Origin of the sequence: Paenibacillus sp. FSL W8-0187, assembly GCF_037969755.1 — a bacterium.
GTDB lineage: Bacteria > Bacillota > Bacilli > Paenibacillales > Paenibacillaceae > Paenibacillus_AQ.
On sequence record NZ_CP150206.1, the window covers coordinates 3878983 to 3899833 of the forward strand.

The 20851-nt window shown below is 53.2% G+C and carries 10 protein-coding genes; 3 read left to right on the top strand and 7 right to left on the bottom strand.

What is annotated here, in order from left to right; translation table 11 throughout:
* Positions 1–5: 5 nt before the first annotated feature.
* From MKY48_RS17275 to MKY48_RS17300, 6 genes are all read right to left on the bottom strand, one after another.
* Positions 6–809: a CPBP family intramembrane glutamic endopeptidase gene (locus tag MKY48_RS17275; protein ID WP_339264935.1), complete on the bottom strand. Its 804-nt coding sequence runs from the start codon at positions 807–809 to the stop codon at positions 6–8.
* Positions 806–1615 (bottom strand): type II CAAX endopeptidase family protein, encoded by an 810-nt coding sequence (locus MKY48_RS17280; RefSeq protein ID WP_339264937.1) that lies wholly within the window; start codon positions 1613–1615, stop codon positions 806–808. The genes MKY48_RS17275 and MKY48_RS17280 overlap by 4 nt, the downstream gene beginning before the upstream one ends.
* Positions 1616–1619: 4 nt before the next feature.
* Positions 1620–2492 (bottom strand): type II CAAX endopeptidase family protein, encoded by an 873-nt coding sequence (locus MKY48_RS17285; protein ID WP_339264939.1) that lies wholly within the window; start codon positions 2490–2492, stop codon positions 1620–1622.
* A 68-nt stretch (positions 2493–2560) separates the two neighbouring features.
* The gene (locus MKY48_RS17290) at positions 2561–14752 is read right to left on the bottom strand and encodes an amino acid adenylation domain-containing protein (protein WP_339290040.1); all 12192 of its coding nucleotides are present in this window, start codon (positions 14750–14752) and stop codon (positions 2561–2563) included.
* A gap of 28 nt (positions 14753–14780) precedes the next feature.
* Positions 14781–15164 (bottom strand): aspartate 1-decarboxylase, encoded by a 384-nt coding sequence (panD, locus tag MKY48_RS17295; protein WP_339264943.1) that lies wholly within the window; start codon positions 15162–15164, stop codon positions 14781–14783.
* Between the two features lie 766 nt (positions 15165–15930).
* Positions 15931–16455 carry a CueP family metal-binding protein gene (locus MKY48_RS17300; RefSeq protein WP_339264945.1) on the bottom strand — a complete coding sequence of 175 codons (525 nt, stop codon included), beginning with the start codon at positions 16453–16455 and terminating at the stop codon, positions 15931–15933.
* 261 nt (positions 16456–16716) lie between these two features.
* Between MKY48_RS17300 and MKY48_RS17305 the strand changes: the two genes are divergently transcribed.
* The 3 genes from MKY48_RS17305 to MKY48_RS17315 all read left to right on the top strand — a co-directional run bounded on the left by MKY48_RS17305 (position 16717) and on the right by MKY48_RS17315 (position 19325).
* Positions 16717–17118: a DUF1877 family protein gene (locus MKY48_RS17305; RefSeq protein ID WP_339264947.1), complete on the top strand. Its 402-nt coding sequence runs from the start codon at positions 16717–16719 to the stop codon at positions 17116–17118.
* A gap of 415 nt (positions 17119–17533) precedes the next feature.
* Positions 17534–18490 carry an ABC transporter ATP-binding protein gene (locus MKY48_RS17310; RefSeq protein ID WP_339264949.1) on the top strand — a complete coding sequence of 319 codons (957 nt, stop codon included), beginning with the start codon at positions 17534–17536 and terminating at the stop codon, positions 18488–18490.
* Between the two features lies 1 nt (position 18491).
* Positions 18492–19325 (top strand): ABC transporter permease, encoded by an 834-nt coding sequence (locus MKY48_RS17315; protein ID WP_339264950.1) that lies wholly within the window; start codon positions 18492–18494, stop codon positions 19323–19325.
* 170 nt (positions 19326–19495) lie between these two features.
* Here MKY48_RS17315 and MKY48_RS17320 read toward each other — a convergent pair whose 3' ends face one another.
* On the bottom strand, positions 19496–20422 hold the full coding sequence (locus MKY48_RS17320) for a DUF2268 domain-containing protein (protein ID WP_339264951.1): 927 nt from the start codon (positions 20420–20422) through the stop codon (positions 19496–19498).
* Positions 20423–20851 lie beyond the last annotated feature (429 nt).

The following is a 20851-nucleotide window of genomic DNA, read 5'->3' on the forward strand; positions in this document are numbered from 1 at the left end:
ACCTCCTAGTTAGTAATGGAATGGCTTACGGCCTGTTCTTTGTCCGCCCTTCCACCAATCCCGCGCAGCAGCAGCAACATATGCGCGGCGATGCCGAGTCCGCTGATCAGGGCTAGTAATCCAAGTGTACCGGACTGCCAATCGCCCGCCCATTGCAGCACGATATACAAAGTGCCTGTGCTGCACACATGAGCCGCAAGCGACCCCCAAAGCGAATACGACCCGGCGCGAACGGCGCCGTATACGATCGCACCAAGCGCCGCAAATGCGCCGACCGTCACATTCATAAATACCGTTCCGAACAATACGGCCTGGAGCAGAACTGTCCACGGAACCGAAAGACGTTGACGCAGCGTATGGAACAGCATTCCTCGGAAAAGCCATTCTTCCAGCAAAGACCCCAGCAGCAAACTGCCGAACACAAAAATGATCAGGCTGCCGCCAGCGACAAATGCGACCAAATCCGAAATGGGAGGAAAGGTCGCTTTTACCCACGGAAGACGGGTAAAAGCGCTGATAAACAAGCCGAGCCAGACGCCTGTCCCGGCGGAAAGCAGCAAAGATCCGGCCCGCGCAGGAACTAATCCTAAATCCTTCAGCGAAATTTTTTGCCAGCGAAGCAGTGGAATATAGACGGCAAGCACGATGATATTGGATACAATCAGCACAATGCCGGAATTGCCTTTGATCCAGTCTTTCAGCCCGGGATCGCCGACCCAGTTGTAGAGGACTTGATTGACAAGCATCACGACCGCCGCATAAATGACCAAATATAAGACGGTATTTCCCGCTATTCGCAGTCCCTTCACAATGGCGTCACCGCCTCGGAAGTCAGCGTCAAGGAGATCGAAGTGCGATGCTTGACCGCAAGGAATATGCCAACCGCAATCATGGCGGCCGCCACAGCCATCACAACCGACATGACGGTGACGTCCGTCGTCTCCGGCCCGTAATGCCAAAGCAGGTATTGGCTGCCCTGACAGGCGACTTGCGCGGCAATCGGCGCCCAAATGGATTTAAACCAGACATACAAGAGCGCAAATATAACCGCGCCGAGAAAACCGTACAGCGACAGCGGAATGTCTCCGAAAAAGAACAACGCCCCATACAACACGCCCTGAATCACAATTGCGATCCAAACCGGGAGTACGCGTCTGAACTCATTCATCAGAATGCCTCTGAACAACGTCTCCTTGTAAATATTTCCGAGAATCAGGAAAACCAGAAATACATACCATTCCGCACGGTTCAGGTAATCAAACAATTCGCGGAACTGGTACTTGTCCGATGCAATGGCGGGAAGACGGGAGAATGCGACCGTAAACAGGCCGGCTCCAAGCCCGATCCATAAAGCGATCGCTACTGATTTGCCGCCCATCACGCGAAACTTAGCCGCCTTAAACAGATTTTCTTTGAATATAAGCCTCCAGGCCAGCAGCATGAGCGGCAAACCCACCATATCGTTCAAAATAATGACGGTTACCGTGTTCTGTTCAAACCACGTGCTTTTGGGGTACACATAATCGAAAAATAATGTCGTTACGGTAAAAAACCATGCAAAATACAGGCCGATAACAACAGCCACGCGAGCCAGCATCATTCCCCACGCCTTCATGCGGTCAGCCCCCCTTTTGTGCTGCTGACGGCGTGTCAGCCGTCAGAGCTTGACCGGCGCGTGCGCCGATGCCTCCGCTGCCAGAGGTCCGCCAGACATAGACGGTACCTCCAATCAACGCAGCCAGACAGAGCGCTGTAATAATATACAGCGAAACATCGCCCAGCTTGCCAAACCATTCGTAGAACCCGATGTATTTAAACAGAAAGATTGTGCCCATGGTCGTATTCTGTACCAGAATAGGCGCCCACAGCGACCCAGTGCGCAGATACAGTGACCCGTAAATCAGGCCCGAACCGATGCTGATGACTGAAAGCGCCAGGCTCGGCTGGAAGTAGGCGTATGCTGCGGCTTGCAGCACCAGGGCCACATATACCGGCATAACCCTGCGAAGCTCGCTGAAAATGAGACCCCTGAACAATATTTCTTCAAATGCCGGGCCGATCAAACCGGCGCCCAGAATGACATACCAGATCGAATCCCCCCTGATCGTATCGTTGACAAGCGCGGGAATGGACGGAAATTGCCGCGCAATATCGTCAATGACGATCAGGCCGATACTGAACAAACTTCCGGCAAGACCCAAGCCAATCATTAACAAGACGCGCGAGGCTTTCAGCCGTTTAAAGCCCGACGCGCGAAACAGATTTTTTTCCGCATGGGGCCATATCCATCCTTTGATACGAAAGATGAGCAAATAAACAAGCGTAATCAACGTGAACAGAACAGCCATAAACATGGCTGGATTGCGATCCAGAAACTTGGCGAAGGACAGCGTCACTTCGTAATTGTAAGTAGAGCGAAGCAGATAGAGCAGCGCATAAAAGACCCCGAGATAAAGAGCGATATTACCTATCATGATCAACACTTTTTTCACAGGAATGCCCCTTTCTTCCTTCTATCAGATGTATTCTCAGGGTCAGGCTAAGCCCGCCTTGGCCCATGCTACGTCCCCGATTCGGCGCTTCCTATTGCGACGCGATATTGCTCGACCACGCTTGACAGCAGCTCCAGATAACCGGAAGCCCAATCCAGCACCGCTTCCTTGCTGAGGCGCCGGGCGTCGTACGTCCATACTCCGCCAAGCTCTGGCACTTCCGCCCCTCGTGGTGCGGCGGCAGCACCACTCATATACAGCACAACATCGAATCGTTCCAATAGCCCCTCCCGCTCCTTGAACCCGTGCTGCGCTGCTCCTGCAAATAACGGAAATAAGGCAAATCCGGCTTCGGCTTGCGGCTGCTTTCTGATTTGCCGCGGGGTATAACATTCTCCCGCGTTTACCCGTTTGGCAGCATGCCGCAGCAGCGTATCGAAATCCCGCACCTCCCCAAAGTCGATTTCCTTCGGAGCAATCAGCCCGTTGTCCGTCATTGCCGGAAGCACAAGCCGGCCCATGCCGGACTTGCCGCGCCAGAAGTATAGATATACGGCATACGCCGCGGCTTCGACCGTTACCGAGCGGGATGCCGCAAGTTCCGTAAGTCCTTCCGATACCATCGTGTCCAGTTGGAACTGAACGCTGCCGATACGCTCCGCGGCATAACCATTGCAGACGCAGTCGTCTGCCACCGACAGACCGCTCCAGCTCCAGCTGGCGAGCTCCCGATTTCTCGACTTCAGATAAGCCGCAAGCGATGCGATCGTCGGGTAGGTGAACAAATCCGTTACGCCCAGAGCGCCGGGATACAACTCCTCCAGCCGTTGATGCACCCGCACCAGCAGCAGCGATTCTCCCCCAACATCGAAGAAACGATGATGGATGCCGAAGTCGTCCCTTTGCAGAATTTCATGCCATACAGCGGCAATCGCCAGTTCAGTATCGCTTGCCGCTTCGACAAACGGAGTGGCGCTACCCGCCGCCAGCTCCAGCTCCGGCAGCGCCTTCCGGTCGATTTTGCCGTTTGGAGACAGGGGCATGGCTGGCAGTTCCACCACGGCCTGCGGAACCATATAATCCGGCAGGCGCAGCCCTGCAAAATCCCGCAGTTCCTGGTGGTCCACAGGTTCGGAGCCAACGATGTACGCGCATAAATATTCGCTTCCGCTTGTGGCGTCCCGCTTCATAACCACCGCTTCCGAGACCGCCGGATGACCGAGCAGCACATGCTCGATTTCACCACATTCAATGCGCTGGCCCCTTATTTTTACCTGATGGTCGATTCGGCCCAAATATTCGATCGTTCCGTCAGGCAGCCATCTGGCAAGGTCTCCTGTCCGATACATCAGACTGCCCTCCGTAAACGGATTATCGACGAACTTTTCTTCCGTCAAATCGGGCCGGCCGATATAACCCCGCGCCAGACCCGCACCGGATATGCACAGTTCCCCGGCAATGCCGACAGGCTGGAGCTTCATCGATTCGCTCACGATATAAAGCGAGATGTTGTCGATCGGCTTGCCAATCGGTACATTGATCGAAATATCGTTGATCGAAATATCGTCGTCAGAGCAATCGTAATAGGAAACGTCAACCGTCGCCTCGGTCGGGCCGTACAAATTCACAAGCCTGGCATTGAACGGAACTCCGATCCGCTCGCGGAACCTCCGCACCTGATCCGCAGTCAACGCTTCGCCGCTGGCGAACACATGACGCAGGCTCTCCAGCCTGGCATCGCCGCGCAGCAAGCCGGGATCCTCCAAGAACAGGTGCAGCATGGACGGCACAAAATGCATCGTCGTTACGCCATGCCGCGCGATCGTATCCATCATAAGCGCGGGGTCCTTTTCGCCGCCCGGAGGCAGCAGGACCAGCTTGGCTCCCGCAAAGCTCCACCAGAACAGCTCCCAGACCGATACATCAAAAGTAATCGGCGTTTTCTGCATAACGACTCCGCTTGCGTCCAGTCCGTATTGCTTCTGCATCCAGCCGATCCGGTTGACGACGGAATGATGCTCGATCATGACGCCTTTCGGATGTCCGGTCGATCCCGAAGTATACAGCACATAAGCAAGCGAACGTGAATCATGCAGCTTCTCTACAGGGAAGTCGTCCCGCTCCTGCGTCATCACCTCATGAACGTCCGTAAATGGCAGAGACGTCTCCAGCCCTTCCGGGGCTTTGCCCTTCGTCAAGACAAGCTTGGCTCCGGAATTCTCCAGCATGTAGCGGATTCGATCGGGCGGCAAGCTCGGCGTAACAGGCACATAAGCTCCGCCCGCCTTCAGCACGCCAAAGATTGAAATCATCATCTCCAGACTGCGATCCATCACGACGGCCACGCGCTCCTCGCGCTTGATGCCTTGCTTTCTGAGCGTCTGCGCCATCTGGTTCGACCTCCGGTTTAATTCCGCATACGTCAATGCTCCGTTCTCCGCCGCAACCGCAACGGCCTGTGGCGTTTCCGCCGCTTGCCTTTCGAGGTAAACCTCTACCGTATCGCCGTTTGCATACGGCGCTGCCGTGCGATTGAACGCTTCGCTCTGCTTCTGTGCCTCTGCGGAGCCCTGCAGCCCGATCCCTCCGAGCGGTCGCCCCGGCTCCGCCAGTGCAAGGCCGACAATACGGAAATACCATTCCGCCATTCTGCGTATGCTGTCTTCCTTAAACAGCGCCGCCCTATATTCGATTGTCAAAGCTGCGCCTTTTGCGCCCTGATCCGCAATCTCAAACGTCAAGTCCAGCTTCGAAACGCGATTGTCCGGAACTTGCACCTCGAATTGCAAGGCGTCCGCCGCCGTCTGTCCGGCCTCCATATGCTGCATCACAAATATCGTGTCAAACAGCGGATTGCGGCTCAGGTCACGCGGCACATCCAGCATCGTCACCATATGCTCAAACGGGAGCAAGCTGTTGTCCAGCGCCGCAAGCACAATTTCTTTGAGCTGCTCGGCGAACGCTCTGAACGGCAGTTCGCCGGATGGCTGGCTTCGAATCGGCAGCGTATTGACAAACATGCCGACCAGAGACTCGGTTGCGGGATGGAAGCGGCCTGCGATCGGCGTGCCGACAATAAGATCGTCTTGCCCCGTCATCAGATGCAATAACGTATGGTAGGCGGTAAGCCATATATGGAATGGCGTAACGCCCCATTGCTCTGCCGCCGCCGAGGTCCCCTCGACAAGCTCCGCCGGAATCGGCAGAGCAAGCTTGGCACCTTCGAAGCTTTGTTCAGGGGGACGCGGATAATCAGTCGGCAGTTGCAGCACAGGAAGCGTACCCGCTAGCCGGAACGCCCAAAATTGCTCTTGCTGCTTTCTCGCCTCCGAAGCCATCCACTCCTGCTGCCAAACGGCGGCATCCTTATAGTGAATGGGCAGCGGCTGCAAGGAGCCCCCGCGATACAGCTGCTCGAAATCGCGCGCCATCACATTCATGGACACGCCGTCGGCGACGATGTGGTGAATGTCCAGCAGCAGCGTATGCCGACTTTCGCCGTCCGTCGCGAGAAACGCCCGGATTAACGGAGCCTTTCGCAAATCGAACGGGCGGACGACCGCGCGCGCAAATGTATTCAAGTCCGCCGCATCCATCAAGGCATGCACGGCGAGTTCAAACGAAACCCGCTCATGGACATGCTGTACCGGCTTGCCATCTGCCCAGTCAAAGCTGGTGCGCAGCGGTTCATGGCGGTCAATCAGCCCTTGAATCGCCTCGCGAAGCCTGTCCTGATCAAGCTTGCCCGTCAGGTTCAGAGCAAGCGGAAGATTGTAGGCCGTGCTGTCCTGATAAAGCTGCTGCAGCACAAACAGTCTGTTCTGCGCGAGCGACAACGGATAGAACGGCCGGCTCTCAGCCCGGTTAATAACCGCAGCCTGCTTGGGAGCCGCGTTGTCGATGCGGGCCGCCATTTCCCGCAGCAGGGGAGCGTCGAACACATCCTTCATCGCAAACGCCGCTCCATAACGCTGTTCAATCAAGCCCGCAAGCTGCGCGGCTCGCAAGGAATGGCCGCCCAATTGGAAGAAATGGGCTTCTCTCCCGATCGCCACCGGGTTGTCCGGTTCGCTTGCAGCCAGACCGAGCACCTCCCGCCAAAGATCGGCTAGCCGCTGCTCCGTCTGTGTACCCGGTGCCTCGCCGCAAGCCGCCGATTCAGCGAACCGGGGCTGCGGCAGGCGACTGCGGTCGGTTTTGCCGCTCGGGCTTAGCGGAAACGCTTCCATAGCAATGAAATACGAAGGAATCATATACTCCGGCAGCAGTTCCTTAAGTGTAGCCCGAAGGCTCGCTTCCTCCGGCGCCTCCCCTTCCGCTGTCACTAGATATGCGCAAAGAGCTGGCTCTCTCGCATGGTCCGTCACTGCCGTCACCACGGCATCGCGAACTTCCGCCTGTAAGAGCAGTACGTGCTCGATCTCGCCGCATTCGATGCGGAGACCGCGCAGCTTGACCTGATGGTCAAAGCGTCCCAAATATTCAATATTACCGTCCGGTAGCCACCTTGCGCGATCGCCGGTACGGTACAGCTTATCTCCTGCGGTAAACGGATTCGTAACAAAGCTTTGCTCCGTCAAATCCGGCCTGTTGCGATATCCGCGCGCAAGACCGGCACCCGCGATGCACAGCTCGCCGGACACGCCGATCGGCTGCGGTCTTGTCCGCTCGTCCACAATGTAGAGCCGGATGTTATGGATTGGCTTGCCGATCGGAATCGTACCCGCCCCAGCGTCCGGGCAATCGTAATAGCTGACATCGACCGTCGCTTCCGTCGGGCCGTACAGATTAATGAGCCGGCATTGGCGGCCGCCGCGCTCCATCAGGGTGTAAAAACCTGCGACATGCGCGGGCTTGAGCGCTTCGCCGCTCGCAAATACGTATCGCAGGGAACAAAGCTCGCCGCCTCTGCCGCTGTCCGCCGCATAGGGCAAAAAGACACCCAGCATGGACGGCACAAAATGCATAACCGTAACCGCCTGCTCCTCAATCGCGCGCAGCATGACCGATGGCTCCTTCTCCCCGCCGGGCTCCAGCAAATAAAGCGAAGCGCCGGCAAAGCTCCACCAGAACAGCTCCCATACGGAAACGTCGAACGTGATCGGCGTTTTTTGCAAAATAATGTCACGCTCATTCAGTGGATAAGTCGTCTGCATCCAGTTCAGCCGGTTGAGCACCGCGCGGTGCTCCACCATAACGCCTTTGGGTTTGCCGGTGGAGCCTGACGTATAAATGACATACGCCAAATGCTCGGGGCCCGCTTGAGGCGGCAGGTCCGTTTCTTCTTCGCCCTTCGGCATCTCCGATGCAGCAGCAGCCGTAAGCGCATCCAGATCGAGCGTTTCTCCCTGGAAGGCCGGGAGCGTATGAATCCACTTGGCCCCCGCCAGAAGCAGCCTCGCCCCACTATCCTCCAGAATGCCACGGATCCGCTCGTGTGGATGCTCCGGGTCGATCGGCAAATAGGCCCCTCCCGCCTTGAGCACCGCTATGATCGTAATCATCATGGACAACGAGCGCTGAGCGGCAATCGGCACAATCGTTTCGACCACAACCCCCTTGCCTCTTAGCACGGCAGCCATACGTTCCGCGCGGTCGTTCAGCTCCCCATACGTTAGCGATCCTTCGGCAGACCGCACCGCCGTTCGACCCGGCCAACGCTGGGCGGACTCGGCGAACCATCCGTGAATCGTCTTCTCCGCCGGGTACGGATGTCCCGTATCATTCCATGCCGCAAAAGCGGCTTCTTCGGCAGGTGTCGCCTGTGCGACATCGCCACAGATCAGGTCGGGGCTGGCGGCCGTTTGCTCCAAAATGTATAGCAGTCGATCCGCCAACCGCTCCATCGTTCCCTTATGGAACAATCCCGTATTATACTCCAGCTCCGCCCGCAGACCGCCTTCGCCATCGCTGTACAGATCGAGCTTGAAGTCCAGCTTGGATGTTCCGTGGTTGACGGGCAAAGGCTCCATGCTCCAGCCGTCGCCGCGCGCCGCCAGCTTCTCGTCTTCAAACTGGTTGTGAACGATCAGCATCGTATCGAACAGCGGGTTACGCGACGGGTCATGGGAATACTGGGCCACTTCCATCATGTGCTCGAAGCTGACATCGCCATGCTCGTATGCAGCAAGCAAACGCCCATGGGTCTCGCCGACAAACGCCAAGATTGGCAGTTCGTCCGCCACCCGCATCCGAATCGGCAAAAACTGGTTGAACATGCCGATCATCCGGGCCGTGTCCGGATGCGTCCGGCCTGCCGCTAAAGAACCAATTGCAAATTCCGACTGATGCGTCGTTCCCTTGAGCAACAGCGCGTAAGCCGCAAAAAGAAGGCTGTTCATGCTCGCTCCGGCGCTTGCGGCCGTCTCTTTCAGTCGTGCGGCGAGCACCGCCGAAATATGAAAGGTATACGTATCGCCCGCAAATGTCTGACGGTCGCCGCGCGGCCGATCCAGCGGCATATCGAGCGGCGCCGGCGGCTCTGCAAGCTGCTCCGTCCAAAACGCTCGGCTTGCCCTGGCCCGCTCCGAGCCGGACTGTCGCTCCTGCCAAACGGCATAATCCTTGTAATGCAGAGCCAAAGATGCAAGTTCCGCGCCGTCGATCAAAGCGGTCAATTCCTCCAGCAGCAGCTTGACGGCTATGCCGTCCGCCGCGATATGGTGAATGTTGAGCAGCAGATAGGCCTCCGCTCCTTCTGATTCAGGCCGGCAATAACATGCGGCGAGCAGCGGCGCTGCGGCGAGCTCGAGCGGCCGGAAAAACTCGCTCAAGCATTCCGGCAGCGGCGTCCCCGTGAGCTCCGCCGTTTGAAGAACAAAATCGGCCGAATCGTGCACAATCTGGGCCGGAACGCCATCAATCCAATGATAGGAGGTCCGCAGCGGCTCATGCCGTTCGATCAACTTCCGAAGCGCTGACGCGATTCTGGTCTCATCCACCACACCCGACAGTTTAAGAGCAAGTGGAATGTGATAGGTTAGTCCGATATCAGCCATGCTTTCCGCCAAAAACATGCGCCGCTGCGAGGGACTGAGCGGATAGGATGCGGCTTTTGGCGCTTCTGCAATAGGTTCGTACGCTTCCTTAGCAGCGCTGTCGATCCAAGCCGCCTGCTCTCTGACCGTCGGCAGCTTGAAAATTTCCTGGAGCGACATGCGCACCCGGCAATGCTTGTAGATTGCCGAGGTCAATGCGGCTGCCTTCAGGGAATGGCCGCCATGCTCAAAGAAGTGGTCAAGCGCGCCAACCTGCCCCGCATGAAGCACTTCTTGCCACAATCCTGCGACAAGGATCTCCGTATCGGTGGCGGGCGCTTCATATGGGACTGCGTACGCCGCTGCGACCGCTGCGCGCTCCGGCGCAGGCAGACGTTTTTTGTCCACCTTGCCGCTCCCGTTCAGCGGCAGCTTCTCCAACTGCACAAACGCGGCGGGAATCATAAATGCCGGCAGCTTGCCTGTCAGTTGGCTCCGAACGCTTGCCTGCCCTTCGGTTTGCTCTGCCACGATATAAGCGCATAAATACCGCGCACCGTCATTCTCGATCAGCGCCACATACGCTTCCTTAACGCCCGCGCAATCCAGCAGCCTGCATTCGATTTCGCCCAATTCAATCCGGTAACCCCGCAGCTTGACCTGACTGTCGATCCGGTCCAGAAACTCCAAATTTCCGTCAGGCAGGCGGCGCACCAGGTCACCGGTTCCGTACACGGTTTCGCCTTCCCGGAATGGATGCGGCCGGAACTTTGAAGCGGTCTGCTCCGGCAAATTCACATAACCGGATGCGACACCGTCACCCGCAATCCACAGCTCCCCCGGCACCCAGTCCGGCTGCAATCGGCTCTGTTCATTGAGTACCAGTGTTTCCGCACGCGCGATCGGCACGCCGATCGGCACGGTGGCCGCTCCTTCACTGTCCCATGTTTTCGTAATCGGATAACAGGTAGCGAACACCGTCGTTTCCGTAGGACCGTAGACATGCAGCAGCACGCCCGATCCAAGCGCGCGGAGCGCTTTGCGGATATGCGGTACGGAAGCCCGCTCTCCGCCAAATAAAATATGGCGCACGCCGCGCAGCGACTCCAGCCCATGATCGACCAGCGTATTGAACAGCGCCGTCGTCACAAAGAATACGGTAATGCCTCTGCCCTCAATCAGCTCGGCCAGTCTCACAACGTCGGCAACCTCTTCCTCTCCAACCAGCGTCAGCTTCGCGCCATTCAACAGCGCTCCGTACAAATCGAACGTTGAACCGTCAAAGGCATAGTTGGAAAGCTGCAACAGCGCATCGTTTTCCGAAATGCTTACATAATCGGTATGGACAGCAATCCGGGACACATTGCGATGCGTGGTCATAATCCCTTTCGGCTTGCCCGTCGATCCGGACGTGTACATGATATAAGCGAGATCGTCTGCCGAGCCATCAAAGTCCAGATTATGGCCGGACTCGCCGTCCCATCTTGTATCGAGTCCATCCATGTCGACGACATCTATGCTGTCTCCGGCAAGCCCTGCGACCATCTCCATCATCGCAGCCGCAGTCACGATCACCCGCGCTTCCGTATCCTGCAGCATAAACAAAATCCGTTCTTCGGGATATTGCGGGTCAATCGGCACATAGACCGCTCCCGCTTTCAGCACAGCCAATATCGCCGTAATCATATCGGGCGAACGCAAGAGCAGCAGAGCCACCTTTGCCCCCGGCGCAACGCCGCGCCGCACAAGCGCGCGCGCAAACCGGTTGGCACGTTCGTTCAGCTCACTGTAGGTATACGCCCTCTCGCCCATTTCAACGGCAATCTGCTGCGGTGACTCCACCGCTTGCCGTTCAAACAGCCTGTGCAGCGACAGCTCTTGCGGCTGGGTGCCGAATGAACGGCCAAGCTGGAGCAGCCGTTCCCGCTCCCCTGCATCAATGGGATCAAGCTCACCAAGCGCCGCATGCGGCTGCGCGGCGACTGCCCGGGCCAGTGCTACATAATGCCGGGCCAATTGCGCGGCGGCCCGCTCATCGTACAAATCCAGCGCATACTCCAGCGTAAATGCGATACTAACGCCGTTATCCGCGCACTCCCAAGTCAGGTCAAACTTGGCCGTGCCGCTGTCCATCTCTTGGGGTGCATAAACGACATTCTTGCCCCTCCATTCGGGCAGCTCCATATTTTGCAGCGTAAACACCGAATCGAACAGCGGATTCCGCCCATATTCCCGTTTCACATTCGCCAACTCGGCTATTTCTTCATAAGGCACATCCCCATTGCCGATAGCCGCAAGCGCCTCCCCATTGACCTGCATCAGCCATTGATCGAAGCGCAAACCGCTTTGCCCGCGCAGGCGGATCGGAACCATGTTGACGAACATCCCGACTACGCTTTGCAGCTCCGGCCTCATCCGTCTTGCGGCTGCCGTGCCGACAATGATGTCGGATTCGCCCGTATATTTCGCCAGCAGCACATAATAAATCGAAAGCAGGACGGTGTATAATGTTACACCCTCGCGTCCAGCCAACGCCCGCAGCGATCCGGCAAGCTCCGGCTCCAGCTCGAAGCGCTCAATTGCCCCGCGGTAGCTTGGCTTCTGCGGCCTTGGACGGGGGGACGGAAGCGCCGGAGACAGCACACCATCCCGAAAGATTTCATGCCAATAAAGCTTCTGACGCTCTAGCCAGCCGCCGCTTCGGCCCGTTTCCTCCCACAGCGCTATATCCCCGCTATGAATGGACAACAGCTCCGGCGCGTTCCCCTCATAAAACCTCGTAAGATCGGACATCAAAATGCCCATCGACGTTCCGTCCGTAATGATATGATGCATATCCAGCAGCAGCACGCTGGACTCGCGCTCCAGGCGCACAAGCTCCATCCGCAGCAGCGGCGCTTGCTCCAGATTAAACGGCTGCAGGAAGCTGCGCTGCCGCATCGTCAGCACAGACGCCGGCCAGCTGCTTCCGTCAACGACGGCAAGCGGAGGCTCAACCGCCTGCTCAATGCGCTGCATCACATTGCCATCTTCCATATAAAAGGACGTCCGCAGCGCCGGATGCCGCTCTATCAGCGCCTGCCACGCCGCGCGGAATCGTTCAATATCGAGCGGGCCCTTCACCTGGACCGTAAACGGCAGATTGTAGCCCAGCAGCCCCGGATTCAGCTCTTCCAAAATGAACAGTCGCTTTTGCGCCGAGGTCGCCGGATAAACCGTCCGCTCCTCCGCTTTGGACACCAGCGGAGGGACGGCGGCGGCAGTTCCTTCGCCCTCTTGCGCCTTTTGCTCCAGCAAAGCGGCCAGCGAACCCACCGTATCATGCAAAAACAGCTCGGTAAGGGTAAGCTCGACGCCAAACGTCTCTTGCAGCCTGGCGGCGGCATAAGCCGCCTTGAGCGAATTGCCTCCTTGTTCGAGAAAGCTGTCCTTCCGGCCTATAGAATCCTTTTTCAACACCTCGCGCCAGATGGTCATGATCCGCTCTTCCGTCTCCATGGCTGGCTCCAAGCCGACATCCCCACGCAAGGCATCGCCGCCTTCCGCATCACACCACTTAAGCGTGGCCGCCGCTTCCAGCTCAGCCAACTCGGCAAGCGTTTCGGCAAACTCGCCTTCGCGCAGCGCTTCCGCCAATACGTAGCGCCTGATTTTACCGGAGGTCGTTTTCGGAATTCGCCGAATGGGGACAACAAAAGCAACGTCCAGACCGGCCGATCTGTTCAGCAGTTTTTTCACCTTAGCCATCAGCGGTACAAATCCGCCGGTCTTGCCGCGATGCTGAATAAAAACGGCGATCGCATCCCGTTTGGTCGTCAGATCCTGAACGGCGGCAATTGCCGTTTTCCCGATTTCGGCCCCTTTCAGGCTACTGATCAACGTCTCCAGGTCATGCGGATACACATTTTGCCCGTTGACGAAAATGACGTCCTTCATGCGGCCCGTCACATATAAACGCCCTTCCAGCAAGAAACCCAAATCTCCCGTATTCAGCCAACCGTCCGGGAAAATCATTTGCTTGTTTACATCGGGCCGCTTATAGTAGCCGCTTGTAACGTTGCGCCCTCTAATATGAATCAAGCCTACGCTGCCTGCTGCCGAAGGGTTTCCCGTTTCGTCACAAATGCGCACCTCGCACTCTTGTACGGGGAAACCCAGCTCGACGATCTCGATCGCGGCATGATCCCCGTGTGCGGCCATTCGTACAGGCTGTCCGACAGCGAGCGATTGGCGATCAAGCAGGACAGTATTCAGGTGATCTTCCGTCCCCGGGAACGTTACGGCCAGACTCGCTTCCGCAAGCCCGTATACCGGGAAAATGCAATTCCCCTTTAACCCGTACGGCTTCATCGCCTCCAGAAAATCGCGGCAATGGGCGGCCGATATCGGTTCGGCCCCGTTAAAAATCAGCCTGACGCAAGACAAATCCCAATCGTCCGCTCCTTCCGGCTTCCAATGCTGCAAAAAATGCACATAACCGAAATTCGGCGAAGAGAGGCATGTCACCCGATGCTTATGCGTAAGTTCCAGCCATTTCATCGGATGAAGCACAAACGTCGAGGTTGACAAGTGTAGCTGATTCATGCCGCAAAACAGCGGCGAAAGATGAAAGCCGATGAGCCCCATATCATGCGTCAGTGGCAGCCAGCTTAGCGAAGAATCCCTCTCCGTCGACTGCGCCCCAAGGATAATGGCGCGCATGTTCGACAGAATATTGCCGTGCGTTAATACGACCCCCTTCGGATCTCCGGTAGAACCTGATGTAAACTGGATGAATGCGATGTCCGTCTCGGCAGCGTCATATGACTCAGCCTCGGGCCGAACTGCATCCGCAGCCGCTGCAAATATCTCAGCAACCGGCACGCTGCCGGACTCGAGCTGGGCCAGCGCCTCCGCCTCCCCGTGCTTCAAAGCGTAGCCTTGAATTCCCGGCCAAAGCTCTTCATCACAGAGCAATCTCGGCGCTTCCAACTGCTTGCATACCTGGATCAGCTTTTTGTGTCCTTCGTCCGTACGCGCCGCCGTCACAGGTACAGGGACAATGCCGCCGAGCACGCAAGCCCAGAATAGAAGGATAAACCGTTCGTTATCTTCCGTCTGTATAACGGCAAAGTCCCCTGGCTCAAGGCCCTGCTCGCGCAGCAGATGGAGCGCCCTTCCGGCCAATACAAGTAATTGGCCATACGACAAGTAACGCTCCTGACCGCTTTCGCAAAATAAAATTCCCGCATCGTTTTCCTTGCGCGCCAGCAATACGCCGGACAAATTACGGATGGTTCTCATAGTCGGCAGCCCTCCGTTCTGTCTTTTATTACACCGTTGTGGAATGCAGTTCTTGATAATCCTCCGTTACGATGCGATTATGCTCGTCCAAAATGACGACATGCGGACGATACGTCCGGGCTACCGATTCCTCCATCATTGCATAAGAAATAATAATGACGCGGTCGCCCGGCTGCACAAGTCTGGCAGCGGCGCCGTTCAAGCAAACCATACCCGAGCCTCTGGGGCCTGTTATCACATACGTCTCCAGCCTGGCTCCGTTATTTATATTGACAACTTGCACTTTTTCGTTCTCCAGGATGTCCGATGCATCCAAAATATCCTGATCGATGGTTATGCTTCCCACGTAATTCAAATTGGCCTCCGTCACGACAGCACGGTGAATTTTGGACTTATGCATCTCTCTAAACATGAATACACTCTCCTTGTGGAGTAGTCTTTGGAAAAATAAAACTTACTAACTTCTTTATAACGAACGTTATTTTCCAACTTTCTTTTTTAATGATTCAGAGTGCAAACAAACCTACATTGTTTCTCTGTCTTAACGAGAAAGAACAATCTGGAGCAATCAAGCCGTTCAAAAAAGAAATTCTGCGGCAAATTTGTGCGAATGTGACTGTTTCGTACGGAATAAGCAAGTTCATGCTTATGTGTGGGATCATGCTGAGTGGGTTATTTCATGCCATTGTGAGGGGATCATGTTGACTGGCAGCTCATACTTTTTGTGTGGAATATTGCTGATTGGGCATGCTCATGCTATTGGAGAGAGAGTCATGCTAATTAGGCAGGTTAATACTTTGTGCGGGTTCCAGTTGATTGAATATCTTGACAGCAGAAACAAAAAAAACGTGGCTTGTACTTACATCGCAGCAGCTCATCATACAGGCAGTTCAGTACTGCGCAGGGGAGGAAATCATGCCGTGTAACCGGGTGTAGCGGTAATGGACTAAAGTGTTGCTGCGCGATAACTTTTCTCGAATCTCTTACAACCTACCCTTATAGTAGTGCTAAACCTTCACTTGTGATAGGGAGATAATCTTTCAACAGAGGGGTAAATTCTTTTACTTTTTTGAGCATTCCTACCATAAATTAAGAGCCCTATGAAAAAGTTCCTGATTCCACCTATACCCATAAAATAAAAAAGCCTGAACGATCAGGCTTTAATGCTTTATTGTGTGTTATGTTAGTTGCATCGTTGTGGTACAAGTATTGTCATCTTTAAAAGTAGCGATTTCAGATTCTACTGTTTTGCCATCATACTCAATTTTCACTTGATATGTCCGATCTCGCGGTAACCATAGATCAATAAAACCATTCTTTAAAGAAGTAATGTTTTCATCCATCACCACATTACCTTCTTCATCCCGAATAAGCACATCGAAGTTTTTATCTACTAATTCGCCTTGGCACCCCGTTAAATTGTGGATAGCACATTCATGCGTGTATTCAATAAACGGTGCAATCGAAACAAAAAATTCGTTCTCTGGAAGGTCAAAAGAAGTCTTTTTACCATTATCAGTCACAATTAGTTCATGTGATGTAATGGATGCAGTTACATCCTCAAAGGTACCGACACTATACGCATGGACTTTTTCTTTAATTTCCTGTGTCCCCACTTCATTCGATACACTATTATCGTTGTTACAAGCTACTGACACAAGACTTAGTAATAAAACCGAAGCTATGAGCAAACCCTTTTTCATTATTCCACTCCCTTTTTCTTGTCATATTGCAAGGGCAAACTTTTTTGATTGTATCACATTTCCACTTAAGTAATCGGTGCTCAATTTCACACCATTTCCTCCACCTTATCCTAATTATAGATAGAGGCAGCACCCTCAAACTTTACTTTAAACACTTACATTTGACGATTATATCCAAAATTCCTTGAAATACACAATTTCCGGGTGTTACATTTAGATAGTTCAGTAGAGTCACTACTAAAAATGGAGAAGGGTGACAACATGGGGATGTACGGATATTACTTTGCTATTGATGACAAACTGGTGCAGCAAATCGCTACCGGCGAAATTGCATTGGAGAATTTGAAAATAGAGGATTATCCCGGACTGGATATTGATAGATCCTGGGAGGCGATTCACTACTTGCTTTGTGGAGATATAGTCGAAGGTGAGCCCCCTCTTAGCTATGTTGATCCAATGACGACAGAGCGAGGCATCGACTTTGGATCATTCGGTGCGTTTTTCTTGCGTGCAGAGCAAGTTGCACAAGCGCTTCAGATTATTTCTGAGCTGAACGAAGCGCAGCTCCGCTTGCGATATGATTTTCCGACCATGATCAAGGACGAGGTATATCCTCTTGAACCTGGCATGGTTCTACATTTTCTGAATCCAATCATATCGTAAGCGTAACAAAAACCGTTACAGGCTCATGGGTTTCCTCCCCTAACTTCATATGCTCACAATCAATTCGCGATTTTGTCCAGCTTTTCGTTTTCTTCCGCTCTAAGCGAACTCCGCGTACGTTCACTATCATCACCCGCTTTTTCGCGGAATGGCGTTACATATATCTTGTGATCGTAATATTGGGATCGAGAGCTCAGCATGCCGTCTCCGTCTTGAGACAGAGACGAAAACCATTCTGTCGCCCGTCACTCCTTGGCAGAGCAATACGGTATCTTAATATTAACGCCTGCTCATTTACCGTTAAGTATACTTAGGCACCAGCTCAACCACAGCATTGATCAGTCAAAGAATACATACTCTCTCGGGGTTCAGACACGTAGCAGCAAAACCATAGTACCAGCAGAAAGGGGCAAGAATGATGAGGCTGATCTATCAATTAGAGCATGTGAATAAAACGTACAAAAAAGGAAAGGTTATCGCCAATCAAAACATAAGCTTCGACGTTCAACAAGGGGAGATTCTCGGTTTGCTCGGTCCGAATGGAGCAGGAAAATCCACGCTAATCAAGCAGATGGTAGGCCACCTTGCTCCCACCTCAGGTACGGTACGTTATAAAGGAACCAGCGTACAGACCCAAACCAAGCGAGTTGCTCAGGAGGTGGCCTACTACTCGCAAGAGCCTCACGCCCTGACCAGTTTAAAAACCTGGGAAGCTTTGTATTTTACGGGAAGATTGCGGGGTTTGACGAAGGAGTCCGCCGTAAACCAAACAGAGGTATTGTTGGAACGTTTTGGAATGCAGGACCTTCGTCATAAGCTGTTGAAAAACGTCTCTGGCGGACAGAAGCGTTTAATCGGGATTGGTACTTGCTTGATCGGCTTTTCCCCCGTCATGATCCTGGATGAACCGACCAATGAACTAGACCCTAAAAAGAGAAGGCTCGTATGGGATCTGATTCAGGAGCGCAATCGCCAAGGAGTAACCGTAATCTTGGTGACACACAACGTGCTGGAGGCCGAACAGGTCGTAGACAGAGTAGCTGTTGTAAATCACGGCAAGCTATTGGCCATCGATCATGTCAGTGTCTTAAAACAAAAGGTCGATCAGCGGATGAAGCTGGAAATTACGACTTCCTTAGGCGAGAGCGATTATGTTTGCCGAAGCTTAAGCGCGCTGGGACAGTGGACCAAAACAGGAGAAAACCGAATCCGGACACTGATTGAGAAGCAAGATGCCAGCCACGCGATTGAAGTCTTGACTGAGCAGCAGTTACCGATCGAAGAGTATTCATTGGTCCCGCCGAATCTTGAGGATGTCTATTTCCATATCGATGACGAACAGGATCAGCTTGCCAAAACGGAGGTGGTCTAACATGGAACAGATGAAACCATCCATGCAAAATCATGACTTGCAACTGCAAGAAGCGGTCTTTCTCCAAGGGCACCAGCAGCAGAGCATAATCCAACGCAGAATGACGGAATGGCTGATCCTGGCCCGCATTCAATTCTCGATTATCCGCGAGGCATGGGTTTGGATTTTCATCATGGCATGCATGTTTCCTTTAACGACGCTGTTGTTTCTCAAATTCTTTACGGTCGACCCAACGCCGGCTGTCATGACCCGTATTATTACAGGAAATATGCTCTTCGGCTTAATCGTCATGGGCCTCAATTCCATGGCTCAGGAGATATCTTGGCAGAAGCATCAAGGCCACTTCACGTACTATTCGTCCCTGCCGATTGCCAAGGTAAACTTCATCTTCGCCAATCTGCTGCGCGGCTTGATCATGTGCGTACCGTCTTTTATTATCCTGGCGATGATTGGTCAACTTGCTTACGGCATTCAATTCCACTACAGCTGGGGACTTGTCCCTGTATTGCTGCTCACCGTCTTTAGCGTGGTTGGCGCGGGTGTACTGATCGGCTTCTGGTCGCCTAGCCATCAATTGACGAATATGCTGGTCCAGGCGTTGATGATGTTCATCTCGTTTTTGACGCCTGTCATGGTGGATATGGATCAATTGCCTGTGATCTTGCAATGGTTCGCTTATATCTTCCCAACCACTTACGCAGCTGAGGCCATGCGGGAGGTGCTGATATCGGGTTGGTCCGGGTCTGTTGCCTGGAACTCGCTTGTACTCTTGCTTTTCTCGCTGATCTCCATCGTATTGATCTTGAAAAAGGTAGATTGGCGTGTTGAGAAGTAGAGAAAAGTTCTGTCCCTATGCCTCGATTATTCAATGGAAGGTTACCCTTCCCCTCCTTATCCGCTTTAGTGCGCAGTTCATTTTTTCCGAAAAAACGAGAAGGCAGCTGATCACATTGATCGGCTGCCTTCTTATTTTGATTAAGCTATCGTTCCCCGTTAGCTTAATCATTAATAACTAATAATGGTTTCTTCATTCCAAAATTCTTTTACCTCGTCTAGTATTTGAGCAGCAGGTGTTATTGTGGCCTCGAAAATGGTTCTTCCTGTTTTTCTTAAATAATATTGGATTAAATGATATCCGCAAGCGTATCCGGCACTATAAGGCATGTTAACCGGTGTAAAGTTTTGAAGTTTTGCAATCTCGTCACCGTAAAGATACGGAGCAAATTGATCAAACCCAGTTAATTGCAATTGCTCTCTAAGCACAGGCTTTATGCGCCTGTTCAGTGTTTCTGCATTTGTCTTCGTTACCCAAGGGCCGAGCAATTCTTCTCCAAACATGAACGTAGCATAGTTTTCAGCTAATCCTTCACTTACAATCAGCTCGCCCAGATTAACCGTGTGATCCCACTGAATAAATTGATATCGCACATTATGGTTGCATTCGTGCGCCAGCGCAGCCTTCATTCGAGGAATCGTGTACTCATTTGGCAAGAGTGTACCCCAGATAAACCCAGGAATGCCCCCAAAGCCGCTATATCCTTCGTTTATTGCTAAGGCACCGTTTTCCGGATTCCCTAGTTGAATGGTAAACAAATAATCGGACACGGGGAGGTTAATTTCATGCTCTACAAATAGATGCAGGCTTTTCTTCACAGCATGCTCACACTCTAACCAAAATGATTCGGACGAAATCAGCTCGATCTCTGCCGAAATCTGAGGGGTAATCTGATCAGGGGATCGATGCATCATACTATTAAACGTAATAACATCAAAACCATTCGCCTCTTCAGCTTTAAAAGGAATCTGTTGAAGTTGCCATTGTTTCATAAAGGGAGCCATCATTTCGTTTCTGAATAATTCAAGCTTTTCCTCGGGTGAAGCTTGGGCAACTTTTTGATAAATATGATCTGAACGCAGTGATTTTATATTCATTTCTCTCACTCCTAGTTATGTATTCATAGAGAACTATGCACTATGCCCTAACGTCATAGTCAAGAACTTATTATCTTCTAACATGAATCCAACCACAGTCCTTTAGCGTGGACGATTTATTGAATAATACACAAACATTATATTTGAAAAGAAGACAACGATGATATGTCGACTATAGATATATTCATTTATTATCTCTTCCTGCTCGTTACTTCATTAGAGAAGGCCATATCAGCAATCAACTCCTAACTTAAAGTATTATTTCTACGAAAAAACTATCATGTCATCGATTCAGACAATTCTCATAGATTTCTGAATTCACAATATGCAAAAAAAGCGCCGCCAGCGCGAACCTTTATGGTCCGGCTGGTCAACGCTTTCTTGATCTGCCTCCCGCAGTCATCCAGGCGGCAATCCGGCGGTCTCAAC